The organism is Burkholderiales bacterium (assembly GCA_036262035.1).
GTDB lineage: Bacteria > Pseudomonadota > Gammaproteobacteria > Burkholderiales > SG8-41 > JAQGMV01.
The window spans coordinates 324,753-349,915 of sequence record DATAJS010000010.1 but is presented as its reverse complement, the minus strand read 5'-3'; the positions used below and the strand labels follow the sequence as shown (position 1 = coordinate 349,915).

General features: G+C 67.0%; 26 protein-coding genes. 20 read left to right on the top strand and 6 right to left on the bottom strand.

Annotation, left to right across the window (positions count from 1 at the left end; translation table 11 throughout):
- Window positions 1–42 precede the first annotated feature (42 nt).
- Complete coding sequence (locus VHP37_09630) at window positions 43–582, bottom strand: hypothetical protein (GenBank protein HEX2826593.1); 540 nt, start codon at window positions 580–582, stop codon at window positions 43–45.
- Window positions 583–634: 52 nt separating this feature from the next.
- Here VHP37_09630 and VHP37_09625 point away from each other — a divergent pair, with 52 nt between their 5' ends.
- The 3 genes from VHP37_09625 to VHP37_09615 all read left to right on the top strand — a co-directional run bounded on the left by VHP37_09625 (window position 635) and on the right by VHP37_09615 (window position 6,194).
- Window positions 635–1,030 carry a YqaA family protein gene (locus VHP37_09625; GenBank protein HEX2826592.1) on the top strand — a complete coding sequence of 132 codons (396 nt, stop codon included), beginning with the start codon at window positions 635–637 and terminating at the stop codon, window positions 1,028–1,030.
- A gap of 149 nt (window positions 1,031–1,179) precedes the next feature.
- Window positions 1,180–5,034, top strand: coding sequence for a DUF3683 domain-containing protein (locus tag VHP37_09620; protein HEX2826591.1), 3,855 nt, complete (start codon window positions 1,180–1,182; stop codon window positions 5,032–5,034).
- A gap of 65 nt (window positions 5,035–5,099) precedes the next feature.
- Window positions 5,100–6,194, top strand: a complete 1,095-nt coding sequence (locus VHP37_09615; protein ID HEX2826590.1) for a DUF2817 domain-containing protein — start codon at window positions 5,100–5,102, stop codon at window positions 6,192–6,194.
- Between the two features lie 17 nt (window positions 6,195–6,211).
- Here the strand turns inward: VHP37_09615 and VHP37_09610 are convergent, their stop codons facing one another.
- The 3 genes from VHP37_09610 to VHP37_09600 form a co-directional block, all read right to left on the bottom strand.
- Window positions 6,212–6,445, bottom strand: coding sequence for a hypothetical protein (locus VHP37_09610; GenBank protein ID HEX2826589.1), 234 nt, complete (start codon window positions 6,443–6,445; stop codon window positions 6,212–6,214).
- A 116-nt stretch (window positions 6,446–6,561) separates the two neighbouring features.
- Window positions 6,562–7,251 carry a response regulator transcription factor gene (locus tag VHP37_09605; protein HEX2826588.1) on the bottom strand — a complete coding sequence of 230 codons (690 nt, stop codon included), beginning with the start codon at window positions 7,249–7,251 and terminating at the stop codon, window positions 6,562–6,564.
- Window positions 7,248–8,978, bottom strand: a complete 1,731-nt coding sequence (locus VHP37_09600) for a histidine kinase (protein ID HEX2826587.1) — start codon at window positions 8,976–8,978, stop codon at window positions 7,248–7,250. The genes VHP37_09605 and VHP37_09600 overlap by 4 nt, the downstream gene beginning before the upstream one ends.
- A 205-nt stretch (window positions 8,979–9,183) precedes the next feature.
- On the opposite strand from VHP37_09600, the gene VHP37_09595 reads away from it, so the two are divergent.
- The 11 genes from VHP37_09595 (at window position 9,184) to VHP37_09545 (ending at window position 18,807) form a co-directional block, all read left to right on the top strand.
- Window positions 9,184–10,365 carry a porin gene (locus tag VHP37_09595; protein HEX2826586.1) on the top strand — a complete coding sequence of 394 codons (1,182 nt, stop codon included), beginning with the start codon at window positions 9,184–9,186 and terminating at the stop codon, window positions 10,363–10,365.
- 111 nt (window positions 10,366–10,476) lie between these two features.
- Window positions 10,477–10,884, top strand: a complete 408-nt coding sequence (locus tag VHP37_09590) for an HIT family protein (protein HEX2826585.1) — start codon at window positions 10,477–10,479, stop codon at window positions 10,882–10,884.
- An 83-nt stretch (window positions 10,885–10,967) separates the two neighbouring features.
- On the top strand, window positions 10,968–11,330 hold the full coding sequence (locus VHP37_09585) for a DUF971 domain-containing protein (GenBank protein HEX2826584.1): 363 nt from the start codon (window positions 10,968–10,970) through the stop codon (window positions 11,328–11,330).
- Complete coding sequence (gene ubiE / locus VHP37_09580; GenBank protein HEX2826583.1) at window positions 11,327–12,067, top strand: bifunctional demethylmenaquinone methyltransferase/2-methoxy-6-polyprenyl-1,4-benzoquinol methylase UbiE; 741 nt, start codon at window positions 11,327–11,329, stop codon at window positions 12,065–12,067. Before VHP37_09585 ends, ubiE begins: the two co-directional genes overlap by 4 nt.
- Before the next feature lie 62 nt (window positions 12,068–12,129).
- A complete protein-coding gene (locus VHP37_09575) occupies window positions 12,130–12,867 on the top strand; it encodes a hypothetical protein (GenBank protein ID HEX2826582.1) in 738 nt (245 codons plus the stop codon).
- 32 nt (window positions 12,868–12,899) lie between these two features.
- The gene (locus tag VHP37_09570; protein HEX2826581.1) at window positions 12,900–13,616 is read left to right on the top strand and encodes a hypothetical protein; all 717 of its coding nucleotides are present in this window, start codon (window positions 12,900–12,902) and stop codon (window positions 13,614–13,616) included.
- Window positions 13,617–13,739: 123 nt separating this feature from the next.
- Window positions 13,740–14,666, top strand: coding sequence for a TIM44-like domain-containing protein (locus tag VHP37_09565; protein ID HEX2826580.1), 927 nt, complete (start codon window positions 13,740–13,742; stop codon window positions 14,664–14,666).
- 53 nt (window positions 14,667–14,719) lie between these two features.
- Window positions 14,720–15,298 (top strand): sterol-binding protein, encoded by a 579-nt coding sequence (locus tag VHP37_09560; protein HEX2826579.1) that lies wholly within the window; start codon window positions 14,720–14,722, stop codon window positions 15,296–15,298.
- Window positions 15,299–16,831, top strand: a complete 1,533-nt coding sequence (ubiB, locus tag VHP37_09555; GenBank protein HEX2826578.1) for a ubiquinone biosynthesis regulatory protein kinase UbiB — start codon at window positions 15,299–15,301, stop codon at window positions 16,829–16,831.
- A gap of 21 nt (window positions 16,832–16,852) precedes the next feature.
- Window positions 16,853–18,310 carry a sodium:solute symporter family protein gene (locus VHP37_09550; protein HEX2826577.1) on the top strand — a complete coding sequence of 486 codons (1,458 nt, stop codon included), beginning with the start codon at window positions 16,853–16,855 and terminating at the stop codon, window positions 18,308–18,310.
- Window positions 18,307–18,807: a hypothetical protein gene (locus VHP37_09545; GenBank protein ID HEX2826576.1), complete on the top strand. Its 501-nt coding sequence runs from the start codon at window positions 18,307–18,309 to the stop codon at window positions 18,805–18,807. Before VHP37_09550 ends, VHP37_09545 begins: the two co-directional genes overlap by 4 nt.
- 1 nt (window position 18,808) lies before the next feature.
- Here VHP37_09545 and VHP37_09540 read toward each other — a convergent pair whose 3' ends face one another.
- The gene (locus VHP37_09540) at window positions 18,809–19,768 is read right to left on the bottom strand and encodes a DHH family phosphoesterase (GenBank protein HEX2826575.1); all 960 of its coding nucleotides are present in this window, start codon (window positions 19,766–19,768) and stop codon (window positions 18,809–18,811) included.
- Between VHP37_09540 and VHP37_09535 the strand changes: the two genes are divergently transcribed.
- From VHP37_09535 to hemJ, 6 genes are read left to right on the top strand one after another with little or no spacing between them, the layout of a single operon-like run.
- Window positions 19,767–20,861 (top strand): VanZ family protein, encoded by a 1,095-nt coding sequence (locus VHP37_09535; GenBank protein ID HEX2826574.1) that lies wholly within the window; start codon window positions 19,767–19,769, stop codon window positions 20,859–20,861. The genes VHP37_09540 and VHP37_09535 overlap by 2 nt on opposite strands.
- 40 nt (window positions 20,862–20,901) lie before the next feature.
- Window positions 20,902–21,210 (top strand): NAD(P)H-dependent oxidoreductase subunit E, encoded by a 309-nt coding sequence (locus VHP37_09530; GenBank protein ID HEX2826573.1) that lies wholly within the window; start codon window positions 20,902–20,904, stop codon window positions 21,208–21,210.
- A 49-nt stretch (window positions 21,211–21,259) separates the two neighbouring features.
- Entirely contained in the window at window positions 21,260–21,892 is a 633-nt protein-coding gene (locus VHP37_09525) for an alpha/beta fold hydrolase (GenBank protein HEX2826572.1), read from the top strand.
- The gene (locus tag VHP37_09520) at window positions 21,883–22,803 is read left to right on the top strand and encodes an ATP-binding cassette domain-containing protein (protein ID HEX2826571.1); all 921 of its coding nucleotides are present in this window, start codon (window positions 21,883–21,885) and stop codon (window positions 22,801–22,803) included. Before VHP37_09525 ends, VHP37_09520 begins: the two co-directional genes overlap by 10 nt.
- Window positions 22,800–23,585, top strand: a complete 786-nt coding sequence (locus VHP37_09515; protein HEX2826570.1) for an ABC transporter permease — start codon at window positions 22,800–22,802, stop codon at window positions 23,583–23,585. Before VHP37_09520 ends, VHP37_09515 begins: the two co-directional genes overlap by 4 nt.
- A gap of 12 nt (window positions 23,586–23,597) precedes the next feature.
- Window positions 23,598–24,011, top strand: coding sequence for a protoporphyrinogen oxidase HemJ (gene hemJ, locus VHP37_09510; GenBank protein HEX2826569.1), 414 nt, complete (start codon window positions 23,598–23,600; stop codon window positions 24,009–24,011).
- Window positions 24,012–24,081: 70 nt separating this feature from the next.
- Here hemJ and VHP37_09505 read toward each other — a convergent pair whose 3' ends face one another.
- Entirely contained in the window at window positions 24,082–25,047 is a 966-nt protein-coding gene (locus tag VHP37_09505) for a hypothetical protein (GenBank protein ID HEX2826568.1), read from the bottom strand.
- Window positions 25,048–25,163: the final 116 nt, after the last annotated feature.

Genomic DNA, 25,163 nt, shown 5'->3' with positions numbered 1-25,163 from the left:
GCGAGGCGGGCTCAGGTTGCGAAAACGTCGCCGCGAGCGCTTCTATTCCGCTTTCTTCTTCTCCACGACCACCCAGAAGCCGCGCGGCACGCGGGTGAAGTGATTGAGCTCGAAGCGCTCGAGCAGCTTGGGCAGCCACCACGAAGCAGGCTGCTGGATGAGGTGCGCGTTGCGGCCGTCGGCGAGGGTCTTGCCCGCGGGCATCGTATCGATCGTGAAGATGCCGACACGCCGGGTGACGCGCTTCAGGTCGTCGAGCACGTTGTCGATGAGGTCGGGCTCGATGTGCTCGAGCACGTCGATGCACGCGACGAGCTCGCACGGCTCCGGCGGCGCGGACCACGCCGGCATGGCGGGCTCGTAGTGATGGATGACGAAAGGCTCGTCGTACATCTCTTCGAGCTTGTGCGCGAGGCGGCCCTTGCCCGCGCCGTAATCGAGCAGCTCGCGGGTGCCCATCGCCTGCATCAGCTGGCCGACGATCGGGGCGTACTCGACCGACGCAACGCCGTAATCCGGGTTGCGGTGCAGCTCGGTCTGCAGCCTGCGGTACTCTTCGGTGATCAGTGCGGCGGGGCTCACGAGTGAAATTCCTAAACGTGGCGCGAGTTTATCACCGGCCCGGCGACGCGGGATGAGCGCGGCCGCGGGCCTCTGGGCCGTCTTCGCGAGCAGCTTCCTCGCCGCGACGCTCCTGCCGGGAGGCTCGGAGCTCGCGCTGTACGGCGTGCTCCAGCTGCATCCCGAGACGAAGTGGGCGGCGATCGGTGTGGCGACGCTCGGCAACACGCTGGGTGCGCTCACTTCTTATGCGATAGGGCGCCTCATCCCGCGATCGAAGCCGCTGAAAGGCCTGACTCTTCTTCAGCGTTACGGCGCGCCGGCGCTGCTCCTGTCGTGGCTGCCTTTCATCGGCGACCCGCTGTGCGTGGCGGCGGGATGGCTGCGCATCAACGCCGTCGCGGCGACGGCCTTCATCGCGGCTGGGAAATTCGCGCGCTACATCGCAGTGGCAGCGATCGCGGTCTAGCCCGGCATCGCGCTTGCCTCTTTGAAGGCCCCTATCGGAATGAAGCGTAAAAACCTTTTGTTCTTCGCGGTTTACGCCGCAACGCTGCGACGCTACCATAACGTCTTGAAACGCTGCCGCAGCCGGACCGGCGTTCCCGCCCGCCCCTCATGAACGCCCGCCTCCGCGAGATTCCGTACAACTACACGTCGTTCTCCGATCGCGAGATCGTGCTGCGCCTGCTCGGCGAGGAAGCGTGGCAGGCGCTCGAAGCGCTGCGCGGCGAGCGCCGCACCGGCCGCTCGGCGAAGATGCTCTACGAGATCCTCGGCGACATCTGGGTGATCTCGCGCAATCCGTACATCGAAGACGAGCTGATCGGCGACAAGAAGCGCCGCGAAGGACTGCTCGACGAGATGCGCGAGCGGCTCGCCGCGATCGACGCACGGCGCAAGACCGGCAGCGACGAGCGCGTGACGCTGCTGCTCGAAGCGGCGCGCCGCGCGGTCGACGCGTTCGAAAAGCAGTTCCGCGACACCTACGACCTGCGCAAGCGGGTGATGGGCCGCCTCGCCGGCGTGACCCGCAAGGACAACGTCTGGTTCGACGGGCTCGCGCGCGTCTCGCACGTGACCGACGCGACCGACTGGCGCGTCGAATATCCGTTCGTCGTCATCTGCCCGGACACCGAAGACGAGGTGGCGCCGATCGTGCAGGCGTGCGTCGACCTCGGCCTCACGATCATTCCGCGCGGCGGCGGCACCGGTTATACCGGCGGCGCGATCCCGCTGACGCGGCTCTCGGCGGTGATCAATACCGAAAAGCTCGAAGCGCTCTCGACCATCGAGCGCGTCGCGCTGCCGGAGCTCGATAGGGAAGTGCCCGTCGTGCGCTGCGGCGCGGGGGTCGTCACCCGCCGGGTGATGGAAGTGGCGGAAAGCGCGGGTCTCGTCTTCGCCTGCGACCCCACCTCGGCCGACGCCTCGTGCATCGGCGGCAACGTCGCGATGAACGCGGGCGGCAAGAAAGCGGTGCTGTGGGGCACCGCGCTGGACAACCTCGCGTCGTGGAAGATGGTGACGCCCGACGCACGCTGGCTGGTCGTCGAGCGTCTCGACCACAACCTCGGCAAGATCCACGACCAGCCGACCGCGCGCTTCCGCCTGACGCGCTACGAGATCGACGGCAGGAAGCGTTACGGCGAGCCCGAGATACTGGAGATCCCCGGCTCCGCGTTCCGCAAGCGCGGGCTGGGCAAGGATGTCACCGACAAAGCGCTGCACGGCCTGCCCGGCGTCCAGAAGGAAGGCTGCGACGGCATCATCACCTCGGCGACTTTCATCCTGCACCGGATGCCGCCCGCGGTGCGCACCTTCTGCCTCGAGTTCTTCGGCTCGGTGCACGAAGCGGTGCCCTCGATCGTGGAGATCCGCCGCTACCTCGACGCCAAGCCCGGCGGCGCGCAGCTCGCCGGCCTCGAGCACCTCGACGAGCGCTACGTGAAAGCGGTCGGCTACGCGACCAAGGCGCGGCGCTCGGGACGTCCCAAGATGATCCTCATCGGCGACATCGTCGGCGAACAGGAGGACGCGGTGGCCGCGGCGGCCTCGCACGTGGTGAGACTCGCCAACGCCCGCCACGCCGAAGGCTTCATCGCGGTCACCGCCGACGCGCGGCGCAAGTTCTGGCTCGACCGCGCGCGCACCGCGGCGATCTCCAAGCACACCAACGCGTTCAAGATCAACGAGGACGTGGTGATCCCGCTGGAGGGGCTCGGCGGCTACTCCGACGGCATCGAGCACATCAACATCGAGCTGTCGATCCGCAACAAGCTCAAGCTCGCCGACGCGCTGGAAGCGCTGCTGCGCGGCGACCTCGCGCTCTCCGATCGCGACGAGACGAGCGGCATCGCGCCCGACCTCGTCCGCGGCCGCGTCGAGGAGGCGATCGCGATGATCTCCGACGTGAGAGCGCGCTGGCGCTGGCTGCTGGACAACATCGACGCGCCGCTCGCGAGTCTCGAAGCGTCGGCGCCCGCGCGGTACGCGCAGCTCATCGTCGATGCCGTGCACGGCGGCCGCAAAGGCAATCTCTTCCACCTGCTCCAGGACTACACGCTGCGGGTATCGTGGAAGGCGGAGCTGCGCGGCGCGCTCTGCGACACCTTCGACGGCCGGCCGTTCCAGAAGGTCATCGACGGGATCAACGCGACGCACCAGCGCGTGCTGAGGAGCCGCGTGTTCGTGGCGCTGCACATGCACGCGGGCGACGGCAACGTGCACACCAACATACCGGTGAACTCGGACGATTACGAGATGCTGCAGGAGGCGGGCGAAGCGGTCGACCGCATCATGAAGCTCGCGATCTCGCTCGACGGCGTGGTGTCCGGCGAGCACGGCATCGGCCTCACCAAGCTCGACTATCTCGAGCCGAAACAGATCCGGGATTTCATCGACTACAAGAATCGCGTCGATCCCGAAGGCCGCTTCAACAAGGGCAAGCTGCTGCCGGGCGCGGATCTGAAGAACGCGTACACGCCGAGCTTCTCGCTCATCGGCGCGGAGAGCCTCGTGCTCGAGCAGTCGGACATCGGCAAGGTCGCCGACATGGTCAAGGACTGCCTGCGCTGCGGCAAGTGCAAGCCGGTGTGCGCGACCCACGTGCCGCGCGCCAACCTGCTCTACAGCCCGCGGAACAAGATCCTCGCGACGAGCCTGTTGACCGAAGCGTTCCTGTACGAAGAGCAGACGCGCCGCGGCATCTCGCTCAGGCACTTCGAGGAATACGGCGACGTCGCCGATCACTGCACGGTGTGCCACAAGTGCGTGAAACCGTGTCCGGTCGACATCGACTTCGGCGACGTCTCGGTCGTCATGCGCAATTACCTGCGCCGCACCAAGAAGCGCCGTCCGAAGATCGGCGTCGCCGCGTCGATGATGTTCCTCACCGCGACCGATCCGACGACGATCAACGCGATGCGCATGGGCATGATCCGCATGGGCTTCACGGCGCAGCGTCTCGCTCATCGCGCGGCGAAGGCGGTCGGCATCGCGCAGAAGCAGACCAAGCTGCCGCCGTCGACGACGGGCAAGCCGTCGGTGCGCACGCAGGTGATCCACTTCGTCAACAAGCCGATGCCCGGCGGCCTGCCGAAGAAGAGCTCGCGCGCGCTGCTCGACATCGAAGACCCGCGCATCGTGCCGATCATCCGCAACCCGCAGAAGGTCTCGGACGAATCCGATGCGGTGTTCTATTTCCCCGGCTGCGGCTCGGAGCGGCTGTTCGGGCAGGTCGGCCTCGCCACCCAGGCGATGCTCTACGACATCGGCGTGCAGACGGTGCTGCCGCCCGGCTATCTGTGCTGCGGCTATCCGCAGACCGCCGCGGGCGAGGAGCACAAGGGCAAGGAGATCGTCACCAGCAACCGCGTGCTCTTCCATCGCGTCGCGCACACGCTGAAGTATCTCGACATCAAGAACGTGATCGTCTCGTGCGGCACGTGCCTCGACCAGCTCGAGGACTACGAGTTCGACAAGATCTTCCCCGGCTGCCGCCTCATCGACATCCACGAGTACCTGATGGAGAAAGGGGTGAAGCTCGACGGCGTGAACGGCGTGCGCTACATGTATCACGACCCGTGCCACACGCCGATGAAGCAGTACCAGCCGCTCAAGGTCGTCAACGAGCTCATGAACCAGAACGTGCCGCTGAACGATCGCTGCTGCGGCGAGTCCGGCACCTTCGCCGTGGCGCGTCCCGACATCGCGACGCAGGTGCGCTTCCGCAAGGAGTTCCAGATGAAGCTCGGCGCCGATGCGCTGCGCGCCGACGGCTTCCAGGGCGAAGTGAAGGTGCTGACCTCGTGCCCGTCGTGCCTCCAGGGCCTGTCGCGCTACAACAACGACTCGGACACGCAGGCCGATTACATCGTCGTCGAGATGGCGAGGAAGCTGCTCGGCGAGAACTGGATGGCCGAGTACGTGCAGAAGGCGAATCAGGGCGGAATAGAACGGGTCCTCTTGTGATCCGTAGGATGCGAGCAGGCGCACCGCAAGAGTCCCGCGGTGCGTTACGCTATCGCTAACGCACCCTGCGCTTCATACGAGAAATCCTGGATCCCGCAAGCTACTTCTCGCCCGACTACACCACCGCGCGCTCGCGCTTTCGCGACGCCGCGGTCGCCGCGGGAGCGGCGCTCCACGCCATCGCACTGTCCGCCAAAGGACCGCGCGACGAACCGCTCGCCGTCGACATCGCGTGGCTGGGCGCGGCCCGTCCCCGTCGCGTCTTCCTGCATAGCAGCGGCATGCACGGCGTCGAAGCGTTTGCGGGCTCTGCGGTACAGCTTGCCCTGCTGGAACAGCCGCCGGTGCTCGGACCCGAGGAGGCCGCGGTGTTCGTGCACGTCCTCAATCCGTTCGGCATGGCGCGGCTGCGCCGCACGAACGAGAACAACGTCGATCTGAACCGCAACTTCATCGTCGACGGCAGACGCTTCGAAGGTGCGCCCGAAATCTACCGGCGCCTCGACCCGCTGCTCAATCCAAGGTCGCCCCCCGCCAGAGACGGCTTTCGCGTGCGCGCGCCGGCGTTCGCCCTCGGCCACGGGTTCAACAAGGTCAAGCAGGCGATCGCGGAAGGTCAGTACGACTTTCCGCGCGGGCTCTTCTACGGCGGCCCCGAGCTGCAGGAAGGACCGCGGCTCTACTGCGAGTGGCTGCGCGAGCACGTCGCCTGCGCCGAGTACGTCTTCGCGCTCGACCTGCACACCGGGCTCGGACGCCGCGGTACCGACACCGTCATCGCGCAAGCCGGAGTCGCCGCGACCGCGCCGGCCGCGCTCGGTTCGGCGCTCGGGCGCGCCCTCGTCGATCCCCGCAAGCCGTCGGTCGCGTACACCGTGCGCGGCAGCCTCGGCGCAGCACTCCCCAACGTGCTGGCGCGCTCGCGCATCGACTTCGTGCTCCAGGAGATCGGCACCTATCCGCCCCTCGCGGTACTGCACGCGCTGCGCGAAGAGAACCGCTGGCATTTCTACGGCGATGGCAGCGTAGCGCACCCGACCAAGGAAAAGCTGCGCGAGATGCTTTGCCCGGCCGCGCCGGACTGGCGGCGCAAGGCGGTGAATCGCGGCGTCACGCTGGCGCGCGCAGCGGCGCGCTGGACGTTCAACCGCGAGCGCTGAAGAGACGCGCTGCTGCGCTATTCGTCGCGAGCCGCCGCAGCCGGCCCCGCCACGCCGAGCAACGTGCAGCGGCCGCCGTGGCCGCGATACCAGCCGCCGCCGCAGGTCGGGCAGACCGCCAAACCCCAGGCGTTGCAGGTGTGCGGCTCTGCGGTTTCGGGATGCACGACGTGCAGCGGAAGGTTGCCCGGCAGGTCGGCCGCAGCAGTGCTGCAGGAAGTGCACGGAGCGATGGCAGCAGCCGTAAACATTTCGAAGGCGCGCGATACAGTGGCGGCATTATGGATACCGTGCATGCGCGGCAGCCATAGGACGAGTGTCCTGACGGCATGGGACTATTGACTCAGGCGCGGGCGGACGCAGGCGTTCAGCTGCGCACGCCGGGCCACTTGCTGCTGACGACGTAAAGCTCCAGTCGGCCGGACACGTCGAGCTTTTCGTATATCGAGCTCAGGTGGTTGCGCAGCGTGCGCTCCGAGATTCCGAGGCGTGCCGCAAGCGCCTTGAGCCCGAGCTCGGGCTGGGCGCCCAGCGCCCGCACGATGTCGCGCTCGCGGCCCGTGAGGCTCGCGAACTTTTCGTCTTCGGCGCAGCGTTGCCTCGCCGGCGCGATGGCCGCGAGCAGGCGTTCGGTCACCCGCCGGTCCACCGTGAGCTCCCCGCGGTGTACTTTGCAGATGGCGTCGAGCAGCTGCGGCGTCGGTATGTCCTTGCCGACGACGCCGAGCGCGCCGGCGCGTATCGCGGCTTCGTGCGCCTCGGGATCCCTGACGCCGGTCAGTACGAGTATGCGCGCGGACGACACGGCAAGCACCGCCGGTATGACGTCGAGGCCGCTTTCGTCGCCGAGATCGAGATCGAGCAGCACGACGTCCGGCCGGGCTTCCACGATCGGAGTCAGCGCCTCGGCGCAGCGGCTCGCCTTGCCGACAACGAGCATGCGGGGCGCCTCGCTTTCGATGAGCCGCTCGATGCCCCACGCGACGGTCGGATGATCGTCGATGATGAAGATGCGGATCGGCCGTACCGCGTCCGGCGTTTCAGGCGATCGAATCATTGTGCGGGCACCGTCGCATGTACGACCGTATGGTATTCGGTGTGCTGGAGCTCCAGCGATCCGCCGAGCGCCTCCACGCGCGATTTGATGGACTTCGGCACGAACGAGGTGGGCGCCTCGTCCCCGGGCGCGCGCTCGTTGCCGACCCGCACGTTCAGCCCGCCTTCCGCGGACCACACTTCGATGAACGCGCGACGCGACGCCGTGTGCTTCACGACGTTCGCGAGCGCTTCGACGACGATATAGAACACGTGCGACGCGAAACGGCCGCTCAAATCGCCCGCTCGTGCGTCGACGTCGGTAGAGATTTCGAGGCCGTAGAAGCGGCGGTGACGGTCGGCCTGCATGAGGATGCCCTCGCGCAACGAGCCGCCCGGGATCTCTCCGGCCAGCAGACCGCGCGTATACCCGCGCAGGTCCCGGACTGTCGCATTCGCCATGTCGACGAGGTCCTGAATCCTGCGCTCGCGCACACCGGTGTCGGGCTCGCGCTGCAGCGCTTCGAGCGCAAGGCGCAGACCGATGTAGGGCTGCACGGCCGCGTCGTGAATGTCACGCGAAATCAGCACGCGCTCGTGCTCCGCAGCGCTCGAGACGAGCTCGTCCACCAGTTGCAGGTTTTCGACCACCTTCGCGACCGCAGTGCTGAACTGCCGCAGGAATCCGACGTCGTCCGGGGTATAGCGGCGGTGCCGCGACGTCAGGACAAGTCGGCCGGTGGTCCCGTCGCTCTGACTGTAGGGCACGGCCGCGAAGTAGCGCGCCTCCAGCAGCTCGGCGACGAACTCGCACGCGGCAGGCGGACACGGCGAAATCCGTTCGCCTTTCCCATCGGGCGTGATGCACACGCAGCGCGGGCCGGAGGCCGGAAAGCGCTGTTGTCGATAGAGCACGCTCGCGTTCTCGCCGAAGCACAGGAGCCTCTCCCCGCTCTCGCGGCTCATCTCGCGCGCCGCGCTCGCGTGCTGTGCATCCTTCAGCGACGCGTAGATGACGTAGGACTGCTGCGCGTCGTTGCGCAGGACGAGCACGCAGCGCTGCGCCGCGTGGAATTCGCGGATGCGCCGCACGTTGAGCTCGATCAGGTCGCGCGCGGACGTCCGTCCGCTCGAAGCGTTCACGTCGCGCAGCAGCATGAGACGCCGTGCGAAGAGAATTTGCCGTCCGCCCCAGCGCGCCACCATATAGCCGAACGCGAGCATGTAGACCGGGCGCCGTATCTGCAGGCCCGTGAGCTCGTACTGGCCTGCATCGACGAGGACGCCGGCTGCGACGAACGCCGCCAGGCTCGCCGCCGTGAAGAGCAGACCGTCCCTGTATCCATGGGAGAACGACACCACCAGGATCGGAAACAACAGGACATAAAAGAAGATGCTGTGGGTGCCCTTGGTCCAGAGGATGAGGACGAACGCGAACGCCACGTCCAGAGCGCACAGCAGGCGCTGGTCGGTATGCCACCCGCCCCGCAGGCCGTAGGCGATCACGCCCGCCGCATAGAGACAGTACGTGACGAGCACGCCATAGGTCACGGCCTCTCGCGCCTTGGGCTCCATCGGATCGACGTAGATGATCGCGAGGCCGGTGATCGCGAGTATGAGGCGCATCGCCGCGAAGAGCTTCGCATCGCCGGTATCGCTGCGCAGGCGCGCGGACTGCGACTGAGAGGCTGGGCGATCGCTCGCCGAACCGCGCAACGACGTCTGCTTCACTGCAGTGGTGTCGGACATCGCGTCTTTCCCGGAGGCGCGCCCCCGCGCGCATTGCTCACGGTACATAGATACCACGACCGCCCGCGCGGCGGTCGAGTCATCCGCTCCATGCCGCACGGGACAAGATTCCCATGGTGGTGCGCCGCCTCCCGACGACACAATCGCCCTCGGCCTTTGCGCCTGTTCACAGAGCAATGCACACCGATCAAGGGAGGAAAACCAGTTGAAAAAGACAATGCTGGCTGTTGCGCTGGCCGGTGCCTTCGGGACATCCACGGTCGCCCTGGCCCAGTCGAGCACGGTTCAGGTGTTCGGCACCATGTACGTCGAATACACCGTGCGCGCCGATCAGGGCAACTCGAGCGCTGCGGGTAACCCCTCGCGCTCGAACGCGGACTTCATCCAGACCCCCGGCAGCGAAATCGGCTTCAAAGGCGAAGAGAAGCTCGGCGGCGGTCTGTCGGTGTGGTTCCAGTGCGCGAGCACCGCCGATCCCCGCGGCCAGAGCCAGAACGGCTGGTGCGGCCGTAACAGCGCGCTCGGCTTCAAGGGCGGCTTCGGTAACGTGTTCGTCGGCAACTGGGACACGCCGTTCAAGCGCAGCATCAGCCCGACGGTCGTCGGCGGCAACGACACGGGCATCTTCGGTACCGCGTTCCTGCTGACCGCGGATTCGACGACCGACGCCGTCGGTGCGAATCGCGCAAACTTCAAGAAACGCCAGCAGAACCTGATCACCTACGACAGCCCGACGTTCGCCGGCTTCCAGGTGATGGCGGGCTTCACGACGTCGCAGCCCTCGACCGGCACGCTCGAAGCGGCGACCAACAACAAGCCGCGTATCCTCTCGATCGGCGCCCAGTATTCGGCCGGCCCGCTGTACGTCTCGGCCGGTTTCGAGCAGCATCGCGACTACGCGGGCGCGGGCGGCCCGGACAGCAGCAAGGACAACGGCTGGCAAATCGGTGCGGCCTACACGTGGGGTCCGGTGCGCTTCGGCGGTCAGTACACCGAGCAGCGCTTCGACGTTCCGGTCGGTGTTGCGGGCGGAGACGTGAAAGCGCGCGCCTGGCACGTCGGCGTGGACTGGAAAATCGTCGGACCCCACGGCCTGCGCGCCGCGTTCACCCAGGCGCGTGACATGCGCGGGGCGGCCGGCGTCGTGGTCGGGACCGCGACCGGCGCAGGCTACCGTCCGGCTCCGTCGGCAATCCTCGACACCGGCGCGACCCTGTGGCAGGTCCGCTACGTGTACACGTTCAGCAAACGGACCGAGTTCACCGTCGGTTACGTTCGCCTGAACAACGACTCGGGCGCCGCCTATCGCCTCGGTGGCCTCGGCGCTGCGATCGCGGGCGGCCAGGACGAAGACGCTGTCGCGTTCGCGGTTCGCCACACTTTCTGACGTCGCGTCCTGCGACAATCTCCTTGGCCCGCTTCGGCGGGCCTTTTTGCTCTTGTGTGCTTTGCCGTAGCCGCCGGGCGCGATAAGCTCCCGCAAGCTTCGGGAGAGGGCATGGAATGTGAGCTTTGCAGCCGCACCGGCGGCGAGCTGCTCTGGCGCGATGAGCGCTGCCGGGTCGTGCACGTCGCCGAGCCGGGCTACCCGGGCTTTTGCCGCGTGATCTGGGAAGCGCACGTGAAAGAGATGACCGATCTCTCCGACGCCGACTGCATCCATCTCATGGAAGTCGTGTTCGCGGTCGAATCGGTGCTGCGCGAGCTTCTCCAGCCGGACAAGATCAACCTCGCGAGCCTCGGCAACCTGGTGCCGCACATCCACTGGCACGTCGTGCCGCGCTTCGCGGACGATCCGCATTTTCCGCAGCCGATCTGGTCGAGCGCGCAGCGCTCGCCGCTCGCGGTGCAGCGCGAGGTCAATACCGCCGCGCTCGCGGGGGCGCTGGCGGCGGCGCTGGACTGATATCATTTGCCGCGTGACGGATGCAGCGTGACGGGTGAGCCGTGACGGATGACCGTGACGAGAACCCTTCTCCCCGCTTTCCGATGTCGACTCCCACACCCACCGAAATCATCCTGCACGACAAGTCGCAGGTCCTCGAGATCGCTTACGCCGACGGCAAGCGCTTCCGCCTGCCGTCCGAATTCCTGCGCGTGCACTCGCCGTCGGCCGAAGTGCGCGGCCATGGGCCGGGACAGGAAGTGCTTCAGGCCGGCAAGAAGGACGTGAAGATCGTCGCCATCGACCCGGTCGGCCACTACGCGATCCAGCTCAGGTTTTCCGACGGTCACGATACCGGCATCTATTCGTGGGACCTGCTGTATGCCTACGGCGAGCGCCAGGACGCGATGTGGGCGCAGTATCTCGCGCGACTGGCTGAAGCCGGCGCGAGCAGGGACGCGGCATGAAGGAGCCGAACACCACCCATTTCGGCTTCCAGGAAGTGCCGGAAGACGAGAAGGCGAAACGCGTCGGCGGCGTCTTCACCTCAGTCGCGAAGAGCTACGACGTGATGAACGACCTCATGTCGCTCGGCCTGCATCGGCTGTGGAAGCGCTTCACCATCGAGAAGAGCGGCGTGCGCCCGGGCGACCGCGTGCTCGACGTCGCGGGCGGCACCGGCGATCTGTCGCGCGAGTTCGCGAAGCGCGTCGGCGACGAAGGCACCGTCGTGTTCACCGACATCAACGGCGCGATGCTCGGGATAGGACGCGATCGCCTGCTCGACGCCGGCGCCGTCGTACCGGCCGCGCAGTGCGACGCCGAGCGGCTGCCGTTTCGCCCGGACACGTTCGACTGCGTCACGGTCGCTTTCGGGCTGCGCAACATGACGCACAAGGACCTGGCGCTCGCGGAGATGCGCCGCGTGCTCCGGCCCGGCGGGCGGCTTCTCGTGCTCGAGTTCTCGCGCGTGTGGAAACCGCTGGCGCCGCTCTACGACACGTACTCCTTCCAGGTGCTGCCGCGGCTCGGCAAGGCGGTGGCGGGAGACGCCGACAGCTACCGCTATCTCGCCGAATCGATCCGCGTGCACCCGGACCAGGAAACCCTGAAAGCCATGATGTACGACGCCGGTTTCGACAAAGTCGATTTCCACAACCTCGCGGCGGGAATAGTGGCGCTGCACCGGGGTGTTAAGTACTGAGTTCGTGACGGGCGACCCGTGACGGATAAAGCGTGACGGGTGATACGGTGACGGATCAAGCGGTGACGGGTAGAGCGGTGACGAAGTTCCGCGGCTGGCTCACCGCAGGCGCCCTCGCCTGCGGCTTGCTCGCGGGCTGCGCGATGACCACCCCGCCTGAGGTCGCGCCGCCGCCCGGCGTCGCCACGGTGCCGGCGCCGACGCCCAAGGTCGGCGAGTTCTGGGAATACGCGGTGCGCGACGCGTACACCGGACTGCCGCGTGCGCTCGTGCGCTACACCGTGTCGCGGGTCGATCCGGCGTCGTTCATCGTCGATCTCACGCAGGACGGCCAGCTTCTCGACACACGTGTTTACGCGCCCGGATGGAACGCGCTCCAGGCGCCGCTGACCAACCTCCAGCGGTTCCGCTACGAGCCGCCGTTTCCCGCGTTCGATTTTCCGCTGTATCCGGGCAAGGCGTGGAAGCGTATCGTGAGATCGACCGATCCCGAGACGGGTCAGACCTACCACACGCACGTGCACGTCAACGTCGGCGGATGGCACCGGATACGGGTGCCTGCGGGCGACTTCGATGCGCTGCAGGTCGTACGCACGGTGTACGCCGGCAACATGGAATCGTTCAAGCTGCAGGAAGAGATCGTCGAAGTCGACTGGTACGTGCCGCAGTTGGGTTACGTCGTGGTGAAGGAAGGACGCTCGAGCCATCTCGACACTTCGCGCAGCGGCGGCCGGTTTCGGCCGCTGCGCGTCTACGGCGACTGGCTGATCGCGGAGCTCGTGCAGCACGGCGGGCACTGAGCAACTCAACCGTTTTCTTGCGGGAGACCGTCATGAAAACTCGCTTCGCCCTCGTGTTCGTGGTCGCGGCGCTCGCAGCGTGCGCCGCCCCGATCGCCTCCCCACCCGGCACCGCCGCCTCGGCGCCCGCGGCTGTCTCGCCACAGGTGAAGGTCGGCGACTACTGGGATTACGCCGTCCATGACGGCTGGACGAAGCTGCCCCGCGGCATCTACCGCTACCAGGTCGTACGCGTCGATCCCGCGGGCGTCGTCGTTCAGCTCTCGAACGACGGCAAGCTGCTCGATACCCTCGTCTACGCGCCGGGCTGGAACGGCCGCGAGCTGCCGCTCACCAACACCCAGCGCTTCCGCTACGACCCGACCTACACCGCATACGACTATCCGCTCGAGCCCGGCAAGCGCTGGCACAGCGTGCTGCGCTCGACCGACGTGGTGACGGGCCGCACCTTCAACACGCATGTCAGCGGCCGCGTCATCGGCTGGGAGCGCGTGCGCGTCCCGGCCGGCGAGTTCGACGCGCTGAAGATCGAGCGCTCGGTGTTCGCCGGCAACATGGAGGGCTACCGCACCCAGGAAGAGATCGCCGAGATCGACTGGTACGTGCCGAGCGTGCGCCGCGCGGTGCGGACCAGCGCGAACTCGCAGCATTTCGACACGTCACAGGGAGGTGGCGACGGCGGCGGCGAGTATCCGCTGCGCATCCGCGGCGACTACCTCATCGCCGAGCTCGTCGGCTATTCGAAGTGAGCGGCGGACTTCACGAACCGTAATGGCGTTCCCGGCCGCGGGCGCGTAAGCTGCACTCCGCGTCGGCAAGGCTCGTCGAGCCCAGCCGTTATAATCGAGGCCCTCCAAGGAAGGAGACCGGACATGCGTAAATTGTTCGCCGTTTTGATGACGTTGATCGGATTTTCGATGGTCGCGGTCGATGTCGAAGCCAAGCGCGTCGGCGGCGGCCGCAGCAGCGGCATGCAGCGCCAGGCCACGCCGCAGCAGCCGCCGGCCAAGGCGCCGGCCCAGCAGCAGGCGACCCAGCCCCAGCAGACTCAGCCGACCGCGCCGCCGGCGCAGCAGCCGTCCGGCATGAGCCGCTGGCTGGGACCCCTGGCCGGCCTCGCCATCGGCGCCGGCCTTGCGGCGCTGTTCTTCAACAACGGTCTCGGCGGCGCCCTCATGGGCATCCTCCTGCTCGCAGCCATCGTCTTCGGCATCGTGATGCTGTTCCGGCTGTTCCGCGGCGCCCGTCCCGCGCAGAACGCGCCGCTGCGCTACGCCGGCGCCGACCCGTACGGCCGCTCCGAGCCGGTGGCCGCGCCCGCCCCGCAGCCGGCTGCCGCTCCCGCGCCCTCCTACGGCGGTGGCGCCGCGCCGCACTCGGTGGCGGCGACGATGTCCGGTGCGGCGCCCGCCGCGGCGCCGAACCGCTGGCCCGCGGATTTCGACGCGGAAGGGTTCGCGGCCAACGCCAAGGCGAACTTCCTCAAGCTGCAGGAAGCCAACGATCGCAAAGACGTCGCTGCGCTGCGCGAATTCCTGACGCCCGAGATGGCGCGCGAGATCGAAGCCGACATCCGCGCGAGCGGCAACGACCCGCAGAAGACCGAGGTGATCACGCTCGACGCGCAGGTCCTCGACGTCGCGACCGAGAACGGCGCGTACATCGTCAGCGTGCGCTTCTCGGGCCTGATCCGCGAGACGCCCGGCACCGAGCCGCAGCCGTTCAGCGAGGTCTGGCACCTGCAGAAACCGCTCAGCGGCCGCTCCGGCTGGGTCGTCGCAGGCATCCAGCAGGCGTAAGACCGCCAGGCGCAGTACACTTCCAGGCCCGGGCCTTGCGCCCGGGTTTTTTTATGTTCGAGACGCTCACCTTTCCCGCGATCAACCGGCTGCTCAGGGCTAACGCCTGGGCGCTGGAGAAGCTCAGGCCGCATGCCGGCAAGACGGTGCTCATGACCTGCCCGCCGGCGCGCGTCGCGGCGACGATCACCCTCGAGGGCGATCTCGCGCCGGCGATCCCCGAAGCGGTCGCCGACGTCACGATCGCGCTCACGCCCGGCGTTCTCATGCGCTTCGCGGCGCGCGACGAGACGGCGTGGCGGGAAGCTCGAGTGACCGGCGACGTCGAGCTCGCCGCCGCGGTCGACTACGTGAGGCGCAACCTCACCTGGGATTACGAAGAAGCGCTGTCGCGCGTCTTCGGCGACGTCGCCGCCCACCGCATGGCGTCGGCCGCGCGCGGGCTGGACGCCTTCGCCCGCGGCACCCTGCTCAACCTGGCGCACGCCGCCGCCGAGTACGCCACGTACGAGAATCCGGTGCTCGCCAGCACGAACGAGCTCCAGCGCTTCAGCCGCGAGGTCGACGCGATCCGCGACGACGTCGCGCGGCTCGAAAAGCGTATCCAGCGCCTCTCGCGCACCTTGGCCTGAATGCGGCTGTTCCGTCTTCTCAAGATCTTTTCGGTCGGCGTGCGCTTCGGCCTCTACGAGTTCGCGCTCGAGCACGACCGCGCGCGCCCGCTGCGCTCGATGCTCGACGCGCTGTCGCTACGCCGCCGCTACAAGACGCCGCGTGCGGTGCGCCTGCGCCAGGCGCTCGAAGCGCTGGGACCGATCTTCGTCAAGTTCGGGCAGGTGCTTTCCACACGCCGCGACCTGCTGCCGACCGACATCGCGGACGAGCTGGCGATGCTGCAGGACCAGGTGCCGCCTTTCCCGGTCGAGGCCGTGCTCGCGACGCTGCGGCGCGTGTACGGCAGGCCGGTCGACGAAGTCTTTCGGCGCTTCGATCGCGTGCCGATCGCCAGCGCCTCGGTCGCGCAGGTCCATCTCGCCGAGCTGCCTGACGGCACCGAGGTCGCGGTCAAAGTGTTGAGGCCCGGCATCGCGACCGTCATCGCGAACGACCTCGGGCTGCTCGGCGCCGCCGCGGCTTTCGTCGAACGGCAATGGAAGGAAGGACGGCGTCTCAAGCCCCAGGCGGTCGTCGCCGAGTTCGCCAAGCACCTCGAGAACGAGCTCGACCTCATCCGCGAAGCGGCGAACGCGAGCCAGCTACGGCGCAACTTCGAAGGCTCGCCGCTGCTGATGGTGCCCGAGGTGCACTGGGATTACTGCGCCGAAGAAGTGATGGTGATGCAGCGCATGCACGGCACGCCGGTCAACCAGATCGCGACGCTGCGCGAGCAGGGCGTCGACATCTCGCGGCTCGCGCGCGCGGGCGTCGAGATCTTCTTCACGCAGGTTTTCCGCGACGGCTTCTTCCACGCCGACATGCACCCCGGCAACATCCTGGTGTCGCCGCAAGGCCGCTACATCGCGCTCGACTTCGGCATCATGGGCACGCTGACCGAGCTCGACAAGCATTACCTCGCGCAGAACTTCCTCGGCTTCTTCCGCCGCGACTATCACCGCGTGGCCGTCGCGCACATCGAATCGGGGTGGGCGCCGTCGGATACGCGCGTGGACGAGTTCGAAGCGGCGATCCGCGCGGTGTGCGAACCGGTGTTCGACCGGCCGCTCAAGGACATCTCGTTCGGGCGCGTGTTGCTCCGGCTCTTCCAGACTTCGCGCCGCTTCAACGTCGAAGTCCAGCCTCAGCTCGTCCTGCTCCAGAAGACCCTGCTCAACGTCGAGGGTCTGGGCCGGCAGCTCGATCCCGATCTCGATCTCTGGACCACGGCGAAGCCTTTCCTCGAGCGCTGGATGTCGGAGCAGATCGGCTGGCGCGGCCTGCTCCGGCGCCTCAAGGAAGAAGCACCGACATGGGCGGTGGCGCTGCCGCAGCTCCCGCGCCTCATGCACCAGGCTCTGAAGCAACAGTCGGCCCGCGAGCCCGATATCACGCCGCTGCTCGAGCTCGCCGAGCGCAGGCAGGCCAACCGCCTGCTGGCGATCATCGCCGTGCTGCTCGCCGCCATGCTCGGCACCCTCGTCGCGCTGTTGCTGTACAACGTGACCTGATTGACGGACACTCACGCCCCGATGGCTTCCGATCTCATCTGGTTCGTCACGCTCTACCTGATCGTCTCGATCTGTATCGGGCTCTACGCCGCGACCAAGGTCAAGAGCTCCACCGACTTCGTCGTCGCCGGCCGCCACCTGCCGCTGCCTTTCATCATCGCCACGGTGTTCGCGACGTGGTTCGGCTCGGAGACGGTGCTCGGCATCCCCGCGAAATTCCTGAACGAAGGCCTGAAGGGCGTGGTCGCCGATCCGTTCGGATCGAGCATGTGCCTCATCCTCGTGGGTCTGTTTTTCGCGCGGCCGCTGTACCGGCTCGGGCTGCTGACGATCGGCGACTACTATCGGGGCCGCTACAACCGCCACGTCGAAGTGACGGCGTCGATCTGCATCGTCATCTCCTACCTGGGCTGGGTGTCGGCGCAGATCACCGCGCTCGGTCTCGTGTTCTCGGTGCTCACCAACGGCGCGATCCAGCCGTGGCAGGGCATGGTGCTCGGCGTCGCGATCGTGCTGGTGTGGACGCTGTCGGGCGGCATGCTGTCGGTCGCGTTCACCGACCTCTTCCAGATGACGGTGATCATGGGCGGCATGATCTACATCGCGTTCGTCATCTCGGGCATGGTCGGCGGCGCCGGGGCGGTGCTCGATCACGCCCAGGCCGCGGGCAAGTTCGAGTTCTGGCCCAAGCTCGAGCCTCGCGACACGATCGCATTCGTCGCGGCGTGGGCGACGATGGCGCTCGGCTCGATCCCGCAGCAGGACGTCTTCCAGCGCGTAGCGTCGGCCAAGACCGAAACGATCGCCGGCAGCGGCTCGGTGATCGGCGGCTGCCTGTATTTCTGCTTCGCGTTCGTCCCGATGTTCCTCGCGTACTCGGCGACGCTGCTCGACCCGACGCTGGTCGAGCGCTATCTCGCCAGCGATTCGCAGCAGATCCTGCCGCGGCTCATCCTCGCGCACGCGCCGTTCGTCGCGCAGGTGTTCTTCTTCGGCGCGCTGATCTCGGCGATCCTCTCGTGCTCGGCCGCGACGCTGCTCGCGCCTTCGGTGACCGTCGCCGAGAACATCCTGCGGCCGCTGATCCCCAACCTCACGGACAGCCAGTTCCTGCGCATGCTGCGCGTCGTGGTCTTCCTGTTCGCGTGCGCGGTGCTGACCTTCGCGCTCGTCTCGAATGCATCGATCTACGGCATGGTCGAGAACGCCTACAAGATCACGCTCGCCGCGGCGTTCACGCCGCTCGCTTTCGGCCTGTACTGGAGGCGCGCCACGACGCAGGGCGCGGCCGCGGCGATGATCGCCGGGCTGGGCACGTGGCTCACGCTCGAGTTCATGAATCCCGACGCCCTGCTGCCGCCGCAGTTCGCGGGGCTCCTCGCAAGCATCTGCGGCATGGTCGCCGGATCGCTCCTGCCCCAGTGGTACGGACACGCCCGGCGGCGCGGTCACGTCCACGCCGCTTCGCGCGCGGCTTGAAACGTCACGCCTGGAAGGCGCTGCTCGTCGCGCTGCTCGCGGCCGACGCCGTGTACTACGCGCTCGCCGGCACGCCGAGCAAGGCGGTCGACGCCGCCGCGTGGCTCGTCCTGCTCGTGCTCTTCGAGATCGAAGCCCGCTGCGTTCGTGCCGACACGCCAGAGGGCTATCGCTCGGCTTTGCGCTTCGCGCGCTTGATCGCCGCCGCGGGGGTGGTCGCGGCGACCGCGGGCTATCTCTTCGAGGACAACGTGCTCGACACGGTGAACAGCGGGGTGTGGATCGCGGTGGTGATCCTGCTCGAAGTCGAGTTCCGCTATCCCTCGCTGGTTGCGCGGGCGCGCGTCGCTTTCGGCAGCGTCGCCGTCGCGCTGTACGGCGGGCTCGCCGCTCTGGTGGCGATCTGGGCGTGGCGCGGCGAGTGGTTCGACGCGTACGACGCGGCGCTGTGGCTGATCGCGTTCGCGACGATCGAGATGGACGCCGTGAAAGCCTGAGCTACGGCGCGTAGGCCTTTTCGAAAACGTCGACGAATCGCGGCAGCTCGCTCGGCGGCAGAAGGTTGATGCCGGCCGCGCCTTCGCGGCCGCCGCCGGTCTCGAACTGCTCGCACACCGCGGCCGCCCCGTGCGGGTTTTCCACCGGCGCGCGCACGCTCACCACGTAACCGCCTTCGCGAGCGACGAGCACCGCGTGGGCGCGCTTCGGGTGCTGCTGCGCGAGGCGGTTGCCATAGAGACCGTTGATACGGCGGCTCCATGAAGCGTTCGGCAGCACGTACACCGCCGCCGCCTCGGTGGCGCGCTCGGCCTCGATCTCCCCGGCGCGGTAATAGTCTTCCGCGAGCGCACTGCGCAGCACGTTGAACACCGGCTCGTCGAAGATGAAGTGGCGCGGGTCTTTGTACGGCTTCACGGTCTCGTAGAGATCGGCGGGGTGATAGTGCAGGTCGTCGACCGTCTCGCCATACGCGTTGTAATTGAGACAGTCGCCGAGCTCGTGCAGCCGCGCGAGCTCGGTGTGATCGAGCGCGAGCGGCTGGGCGGCGCCGACCGCGGCGTTCACGAGATTGTCTCCGAAGGCCGCGACGACGGCCCACAGGCGATGCGCGCCCTCGAGCTCGCGATCGACGATGAGGCTGGTGCACACGTCCGGCGCGGTATCGATGTGCGCCGTGAGCGCGTCGTGCCGCGGAATCTCTCCGGTCGCGTGATGGTCGAACCAGGTGACGCGCGCCCCCGCATCGAGCACTCGAGAGAGCGCCGACGCATTCGACTTCATCGAAACGTCCAGCACGGTGAGCACATCGCCGGGTTCGGCGCGTATGCGATCGAGGAGCCGGATGTCGCGCTTCACGCCGGTGACGAGCTCGGCGTCGCGCGGCTCATTGAGCCGCAGCTGGTGCAGCGCGCAGAGGCCGTCCGCGTCACCGTTGAAAATATCGTAGGATTTGGGCATGTCTGAGTCGAATGCGCGCACCAACCCGCGCGCTCCGCGAGGGCTGCTTGCGCGAATACTGGCGGTAGCTTACTTGGTGGTCATCGCGTACACCAGCCTGCAGCCCTTCGGCGGCTGGTGGATACCGCCCGAGGAGATCCGCGGATTCCTGTGGGCGCCGTGGCCGCGCTACATCACCGTCGAAGACGTCGTCGTCAATATCGCGGCGTACGTGCCGCTCGGCTTTCTGCTCGCCCGCGCGCTCATGGCGAGGCTCGGCATACGCCGCGCGGTGTTCGCCGCGGCAGGCGCCGCGGTCGCGACGAGCGTCGCGATGGAGTGCGTGCAGATGTTCATGCCGTCGCGCATCGCCTCCAACGTCGACGTGCTCACGAACGGCCTGGGAGGGCTGATCGGCGCGCTGGCTTCGCCGTTCTTCGCGCCCACGCGCGGCCTGGGCATCCGGCTGGGGCGATTGCGCGACCAGTGGTTCGCGTACGGCCTCTCGGCGGACGTCGGCATCGTGCTGGTCAGCATCTGGCTCGTCACGCAGCTCCATCCCAACGCCCAGCTCTTCGGCACGGGCAACCTGCGCGATACCTTCGACCTGCCGGCGTGGGGCATCCACACGCCGCAGCTCCTCGTCGCGACCGAAGCCGCGGTCGCGGGCCTCAACCTGATCGGCGTCGGGCTCGTCTTGTACGCCCTCGGCCGCCGGAGCGTGCCCCGCGGCTTCGCGGTCACCGCGGTGCTGGCGACGGGCCTCGCGGGCAAGACGCTCTCCGCGTTCGCCTTCGCCAAGGGCGCCGCCCCGTTCGCGTGGATGACGCCGGGCGTGCTGATCGGGGTGCTCGTCAGCGCGGTCGTGCTGTACGGTCTCACGCGCGTGCGCCGGCGCACCCAGTGGATCGTCGCGGGCTTCGCCTTCGCTGCAGCGGTGGCGGTGATCAACATCGCCCCGGAGAACCCCTACCAGACCGTGCCGCCCCAGCTTCTCACCGGTCCGACCCACATGCTGAGCTTTTCCGCGATCGTGCGCGCGCTGTCGGAGCTCTGGCCGTTCCTCGCCATCATCTATACCGCGACCGTCGCGCGCGAGCTGCCGGCGGCCTGAGCCGGGGCCGGCCCGCTCCTGCCTCGTCTATAATCGAGGCATGAGCTATTACCAGCGGCACGTCTTCTTCTGCTGCAACCGGCGCGAGGATCCCGCTCGATGCTGCGCGTGCGGCGGCGCGCAGGACATGCGCGACTACGCGAAGAAGCGGGTGAAGGATCTGAAGCTCTCCGGCGCCGGCAAGGTCCGCATCAACAACGCGGGCTGCCTCGACCGCTGCGACGAAGGTCCGGTCATCGTCATCTATCCCGAAGCCGTCTGGTACACCTACGTCGACAAGGAAGACATCGACGAGATCATCAGCGAGCACATCGAGCACGGGCGCATCGTCGAGCGCCTGCGCATCTAGAACGATCCCGAGCGTCGGCCGCGCTGCGGCCTTCCCGCGTCACGCCATCATGTCAGAAGTCGAAATCCGGCCGATGCCGCCTTCGAGCCTGCAGCGCGTCAGCATCGACGGCGCCGCGGGCGCCATCGAGACCGATATCAACGATCCCGGCGATCGCCGCCGCGGCATCGCGCTCATCGCCCATCCCAATCCGGTGCAGGGCGGGACCAAGGACAACAAGGTCGTCACCACGCTCGCCAAGGCGTTCTACAACCTGGGCTATGTCGCGTTACGCCCCAACTTCCGCGGCGTGGGCAAGAGCGAAGGGGCGCACGACAAAGGCATCGGCGAGACCGAAGACCTGCTGCGCGTCGCGGCCTACGCGAAAGAGCGTTACGGGGACATCCCGCTGCTGCTGGCCGGCTTCTCCTTCGGCAGCTTCGTGCAGACACGAGTCGCGAAGCGCATCGAGTGCGAGCGCATGGTGCTCGTCGGGCCGGCGGTCATACGCTTTCCGGCGGAGACGGTCCCCGCGAACACCCTCGTCATCCATGGCGAGCACGACGAAGTCGTGCCTTTGCAGAACGTCCTCGACTGGGCGCGTCCGCAGCAACTGCCGATCGTCGTCATCCCCGGCGGCGAACATTTCTTCCACGGCCGCCTGAACCAGCTCGCGCAGATCGTCGTCCATCATTGCAGGTGACCGCTCACCTGCACGTCGCGAAGCTCGTCAAATCGTACGACGGCACCAACGTCGTCGACGGGCTCGACCTCACGATAGAAGCCGGCGAATGCTTCGGCCTCCTCGGGCCCAACGGCGCGGGAAAGACGACGACGCTGCGGCTTTGTCTCGGGCTCACCGAGCCCGATTCGGGCGAAATCGCGATGCTCGGTCACGACGTGCCTGCGCACGCGCGCGAAGCGCGGGCCCGCATCGGCGTGGTGCCGCAGCTCGACAACCTGGATCCCGATTTCACCGTGCGCGAGAACCTCGTGGTTTTCGGCCGCTACTTCGGCATCGCGCGCGCCGACCTCGAAGCGCGCATCCCGTCGCTGCTCGAGTTCGCGGGGCTCACCGGACGTGAGGGCTCGCGCATACAGGCGCTCTCCGGAGGCATGAAGCGCAGGCTGACGCTCGCGCGGGCGCTCGTCAACGATCCTCGGCTCATCTTCCTCGACGAGCCGACGACCGGGCTGGATCCGCAGGCGCGGCATCTCATCTGGGAGCGGCTGCGCAAGCTGACGAACGAAGGCCGCACGATCCTGCTCACGACACACTTCATGGACGAGGCGGAGCGGCTGTGCGACCGCGTCGCGATCCTCGACCGCGGGCGCAAGATCGCCGAAGGCGCGCCGCGCGAGCTCATCGCACGTCACATCGAGCCTCAGGTGGTCGAGGTGTACGGCGACGGCGCCGAAAGCTGGGCCGAGCGCTGCGGGCGCCATGCTGCGCAACGGTGCGAGCGCACCGGCGAGACGGTGTTCTGCTACACGCAGAACGCTGACGAGCTTACGCACTCGCTCGAGCGCGAGCAGGGCTTGCGTTACCTGCACCGCCCCGCCAATCTCGAGGACGTGTTCCTCAAACTGACCGGCCGCGAGCTGCGCGATTGAAGCTCGCGGCCGCACTCCGCCCGCGCGTGAGCTGGCGCTTCGTCCACATCTGGCGCCGCAACCGGCTCGTCTGGACCAAGCTCGCGATTCCGTCGATGCTCGGCAACCTTGCCGATCCCATGCTGTACATGCTGGGGCTGGGTTACGGCCTCGGCGCGATGATGCCGGACGTGATCGGCATGCCGTATATCGCGTTCCTGGCGGCCGGCACGGTGTGCTCGAGCACGATGATGAGCGCGTCGTTCGAATCGATGTACTCGAGCTTCTCGCGGATGCACGTGCAGCGCACCTGGGACGCGATCATGAACGCGCCGGTGCAGCTCGACGACGTGGTGCTCGGCGAAGCGGTGTGGTCGGCGAGCAAGGCGTTCCTCTCCGGCGCCGCGGTCCTGCTCGTCGCTTCGGTGCTCGGGCTCGTCGCCTCGCCCCTCGCGCTGTGGGTCCTGCCGGTGGTGTTTCTGACGGGGCTCGCTTTCGCGGGGCTCGGCCTCATCATGACCTCGCTCTCGCCGAGCTACGATTTCTTCATGTACTACTTCACGCTCGCAGTGACGCCGATGATGCTCGCTTCGGGCGTATTCTTTCCGCTGCAGCAGCTCCCGGCGTGGCTGCAGACCGTGGCGCAGGTGCTCCCGCTCACCCACGCGGTCGCGCTGGTGCGGCCGCTCATGAACGCGGAGGCGCCCGCGTCGGCTGTTCTTCACGTCGGCGTGCTGCTCGCGTATGCGCTGGCCGCCTGCTACGCCGCGCTCGTGCTCGCGCGGCGCCGGCTGCTCAAATAGAGAGGAATACGTGTGCTCTGGGTGAAAGCGTTTCACGTCGTGTTCATGGTCACGTGGTTCGCGGGGCTCTTCTACCTCCCGCGGCTATTCGTCTATCACGCGATGACGACCGACACGACCGGCAGCGAGCGCTTCAAAGTGATGGAGCGCAAGCTCTACTACGGCATCATGACGCCCGGAGCGGCACTGACGATCGCGAGCGGGCTGACGCTATGGCTGTACTACGGGATCAGCGGCGGATGGCTGCACGCGAAGCTCGCGCTGGTCGCGCTGCTGATCGCGTATCACCTGTGGTGCGGAAAGCTGCTGAAAGACTTTCGGGAGGACCGGAATCTCCGGAGCCACGTCTGGTTCCGCTGGTTCAACGAGGCGCCGGTGCTATTATTGATAGCGATCGTCGTGCTCGTCATGATAAAGCCGTTCTGAGCATGGTTGTCGGGGGCTGGATTCGCGCGGCAGACGGATCCGCCGCGCGAGTCAACGAGGCGTCCCGCGATTACTGCAAAGCAGGAGACGCGATAGTGGGTGTGGTGCCCACGGCGGTGTTGCCCAAAATCCTGTTGTTACCGTGGGATGTGGTAGCACCCGAGAAGCCGGTCGCATTGTAGACAATGTCGCTGCTCGAAAGACGCGCCACGCCCGAATTAGCTTGGATACCCACGCCGTTGTGCGTGATCACCGAGTCGGAAACGTTCACCGAACCGCTGTTAGCGGTACCGTCGCCTTCGACGAAAACGCCGAAGTCGTTACCGGAAATAACCGAGCGCGAGACGATGGCGCTCGTCTTAAACGACAGAAGCACGCCCGCCAGTGTACTTTGGATACGCGAGTCGCTGATGATCACTTGGACGACGCCCGTAGCCGCTGCTCCCAATGTCGGAAAGACCGAAATGCCCCTGCCGCCCATGTTTCTGATGGTGGTATTTGTGACGTAGAGCTTTCCTCCGCCGCTGCGCTCATCTGAAATGCCGCGCGCCGTACCTCCGAAATTTCCGTCCATGACAGTGTCCTCGACGAAGACTTCGGTGCCCGCTGTATTATTGCCCGTGATGCGAATGCCGTTGGTCCCGGTATCCGCTCCATTCAGCGCCAAACCACGGATGCGCACCGACTTGCGTGTCTCGCCGACCGCAGTGAAGTTGTCGAATGGAATGTTGATGCCGTTAACACTGGCATTGAGAATGCTGCCGTGAGTGTTCTTGCAGTCGATGGTGATCGACTTGGTGATGGTCACGGTCCCGTAGCCGGCGGGGTCCAGACAGTTGATCTCGCCGTTCAACGCCGTCTTCGAGATCGCGCCGGCGAACGTCTTGCACGGGGCCGTCCGACTGCAGGGGTTCACGTCATCGCCTACACCGGAGACCCAGGTGCGCGTGGCTTGGGCTTGGGCCGGCGCGGCATACAGAAACAGGGCGGTCATGGCGCTGCCGACCGCCAGCAGGGCAGAAAGTCTCTTGCTCATGGTAGTACCCCCTTGGTAGGTGAAGCGGACTACGGACGAACCGGCGGATGCTAACGCCGGCCCCTTTCCATGGCAATTCGATCCGATTACCTAAAATGCACGTTTTAGGTAAAAAA